Annotated in this window: 3 protein-coding genes; 1 reads left to right on the forward strand and 2 read right to left on the reverse strand. The window is 61.2% G+C overall.

Annotated features, from left to right (window positions below; translation table 11 throughout):
• On the reverse strand, positions 1–996 hold a 996-nt coding region (locus RMO15_RS01615), incomplete at its 3' end, for an alcohol dehydrogenase catalytic domain-containing protein (protein ID WP_309707199.1).
• Between the two features lie 200 nt (positions 997–1,196).
• Between RMO15_RS01615 and RMO15_RS01620 the strand changes: the two genes are divergently transcribed.
• Positions 1,197–2,444, forward strand: a complete 1,248-nt coding sequence (locus RMO15_RS01620) for an MFS transporter (RefSeq protein ID WP_309707200.1) — start codon at positions 1,197–1,199, stop codon at positions 2,442–2,444.
• Here RMO15_RS01620 and RMO15_RS01625 read toward each other — a convergent pair.
• The coding region (locus RMO15_RS01625; RefSeq protein WP_309707202.1) for a stalk domain-containing protein at positions 2,434–3,517 on the reverse strand (1,084 nt) is incomplete at its 5' end. The two genes, RMO15_RS01620 and RMO15_RS01625, sit on opposite strands and share 11 nt — an antisense overlap.

Raw genomic sequence — 3,517 nt, forward strand, 5'->3', positions numbered from 1 at the left:
CTGGGCTAGAAGCGGGAAGTCGTGGCTGGGGAGTGCGTCGCCGCAGTGGCAAACCTTGAGGTTCACTTTGTTCCAGTAGACGCCCGTATCAATATTGCCCACGTTGAGCGTCACTTCCGCGTCTTTTCCGGGGAAGCCGATATTTACGGCGGTGCCATTGTAGTTCACCATGCGCACAGCCTGCTCGATGCACTTCATCAGCCCGGTGGCCTCAAAGGCAAAGTCCACGCCGCCCTCGTAGCCGGGCCAGTCGTCGGCCACTAAGTTGCGGACGGCGGCGACGGGATCGCCATCAAGAGCGTTGACCAGGTGCGTCGCGCCGAACTTTTTGGCCCACTCTAGCTTGGTCGGGTTCACGTCCACGCCGATGATCTGCTTGGCTCCCTGGATCTTCGCGCCCTGGATCACCGAGAGACCAACACCGCCACAGCCGACCACGGCGACGCTTGCGCCCGGCCAGACCTGCGTGGTGTTCATCGTCGCCCCTACCCCCGTGATCACGCCACAGGCCAAGAGACACGCCTTGTCCAGCGGCATGTTCTCGGGCATCTTGATCGCGGCCTTGGCGTTGACCACCGTCATCGTGGAGAACGTCCCACAGCGCAGCACCTGCGAGCACCGTGCGTCGTCCCCGACACGGGTAATGGGCGTCGTGGGGCGCAGGGCCATGTAGCAGCGCCGAGGATCGCCGCGCCGACACGCGGGGCAGCTGCCACAGGGCGCACGGTAGGCAATCACCACCGGGTCGCCCGGCTTGAGGTGCGTCACGTTGCTTCCGACGGCCTTCACAATCCCCGCGCCTTCGTGCCCGAGGATAATCGGGAACTTCATCCCCGCACCCTGCTGCAGCTTGATTGTCAGGTCCGTGTGACAGACGCCGCTTGCCACTACCTCGATCACCGCATCATCGGGTGCGGGCTCCGCCACCGAGATATCAATCAGCTCTACGTCCTTGCCCGCTTCGGTAAGAACCGCCGCTCTGCCGTTAAATGCCATTTGTTACAGCCTCCAATTCGTGCTATCATTCGTGGCGCAGCGCCCGGAATCCTGCGTTATTAATTTACCTCCTGGCCTCGCACCACTCGGCCACCCTCCTGCTTCGCGAAGGGTTAAATGGTGACAAAAACAAACACTAGCTCTGTACCCTCTTCGCGAAGCAGGAGAGGGTCGCCGTTTCAGCGGCGGGGAGAGGAAAAATGACCCGACGCGACAAACAAATCAACTTTCTTATCTGCCTGGCCGATGCCGTTGGGTTTCCCTTAGGGATCGCTTTTTTCTCTACGCAGACCATTCTCCCTGCGTTTCTGGATCGCTGTGGCGCAACACCTGGAACAATTGGGGCGCTGACGGGGCTCTCTAGCCTGCTGATTTTAGGGCCAGGACTGCTCACGGTGGGCGTGCTCCAGCGCCTGAAGCACGTGCGGCTCTGGCTGTTCTGGGTGGCACTGATCGAGCGCTTGTTTTTGTTGCCGCTGGCGTTTCTCGCGCCGCTCTGGGGCAAGACCCAGCCGGACTGGCTGATTATCGCGACGTTTGTCGGGTTCTGTGGGCACTCGCTGGCGATGGGCTTTAACATACCGGCGTACTGGACCGCGATTGGTAAGACGATTCCAGTGCACTGGCGGGGTCGGCTCTACGGTTTTGCGGGGGGGATTGCGGGTGTATGCACGCTGGGCACCGAGTGGGTGTTGCGTCATGTGGTGCTCGGGCGCGGCTTTCCCGGTGGCTATGGCCTGGGCTTCGGGCTTGGTTTCGTCATCCTGACCATCACGATCATCCCGTTTCTCTTCCTGCGCGAGCCAGACGGCAGGGTGCAAGAAAGTGGCCTGGAAGCCGAGGTGGACAAGAAGCTGGATGCGGCGATGATGCTCAACACTTGGCGTGGTGATGCGCCGTTTCGGCGGCTGGGCTACTCGCAGGTTGTCTTTGCCTTGACGCAAGTCGCCGCTCCGTTTCTGGCGCTCTTTGCCGCGCGGCGCTTTGGTGAGGCCCAGGCAGATCTGGCGCTCTACACGGCAGTGAGTATCTTTGCGGGCTCAGTGGCGGCGCTGCTCATCGGCTGGCTGGCGGATCGCTGGGGGAACCGCCCGATGGTCTTGCTGGCGTGTGTCGCGGCAGCGGCGGGCTTTATCTTTGCGCTCCTGGCTCCGACGGGTAGCTGGTTCGCAGGCGTCTTTGTGCTCTGGGCACTGGCCACGGCGGGCGTGGACTTGGCGGCGAGCAACCTCATGATGGAGCTCGCCGGGCACCCTTCGCGGATTCCGCTCTACTCCGCGCTCTACAACATCATCCGCGCCGCGCCACGCATGATCGCCCCGTGGCTCGGTGGTCTTGCGGTAGCGTGGATCGGGTACGGCCCGCTGATGGGGATTGCGGCGGGAGCAGCGCTGCTCTCGCTGGCGCTGCTTCTACGGTCCGACTCTCGCGTGGTCGCTACTGAATGATGCGAAGCGTGCGGCTGTCTTTGAGCGCTTCGTACTTTTGCCCCAGGGCCTTGGCAATCACCGAGAAGGGGACATAGAGCCAGTCGGTGACCGGGACGTCGCCTCGAATTGTTCGGGGGGCAATGGGAAGTGTGACGGATTTACCATCAATTATCGCTGTGCTCTTCCCCGTGGTGAAGTTAAATGTATGGCCCAAGTGCTTGAGAGTTGCAGAAGTCGTGGGCTCTTCTGGGGAGATCTCCCAGGTGCCGCCTAGGAGGTTTTCCAGCTGGCCGACGGCAACTAACACCTCGCCGCTCTGATCCAGCGCTGGCGGACACCAGTCGTAGACCTTGAGCGTGGCAGGCGTGCCCGGCGTGGTGAGGGTGCGGAGCTTGGTGGCAGGGAGAATCACGGCACCATTCACCTTAACTTCATCCTCGTCCATACCCGGCTTGAAAATGACGCGCCAACTCGCAGGCGCGGTTCCAAACGCCATGGTGAAGTCCGCCTGGGCTTCCCAGTTGCGCCAGGTGCGGCTCAGCGTCGCGCCTTTCTGAACCAGCGCGACTGCGCCACTCTCGCCGCCTAGGGGCTCGATGGTTGCGGCGACCACGAAGCTGCCAGGACGCTGGAGGGTTAGGGTCAGCTCGCTCTCCTCCACTTTTCCTTTCCAGTTCGCGCCTGTGAAGTTGTAGCTCACAAAGTCTTTGAGACCACCTGTTGCTGCACCGCCATACTCGGAGCGGTAACGAACACGGATTTTTCGAACCTGGTTGGCGGCAAACGAGACTTCTTTAACCCAGTGCGCCTCGTACTGATCTTCATCGTTGCTTTTCACGGGAACCCAGCGCGCCGTGGTCTTGGTGCCATCTACCCAGGTAGAAAAGGCCAGCATCTGGCTCTTGCTCATCTGTTTGACATCGCCGCTCCCGGACTCAGGAAAGCCCATGAGCACTTTGGTGGCGGGGCCAGCGTTCTTGAAGACAAAGTCCACGGTCGTTTCGTAGCTCTTGGGTTCAAGAACCATGGCGATCTTTTCTCGTACCATTTGTACACTAGGGTGTTCTCCCTTGAGAAGCGTGAGGGAGCCG

This window comes from Armatimonas sp. (assembly GCF_031410135.1).
Lineage (GTDB): Bacteria > Armatimonadota > Armatimonadia > Armatimonadales > Armatimonadaceae > Armatimonas.

Coding starts and splice junctions, on each gene's coding strand:
- RMO15_RS01620 (WP_309707200.1), top strand. CDS start 1,197: ATGACCCGACGCGACAAACAAATCAACTTTCTTATCTGCCTGGCCGAT.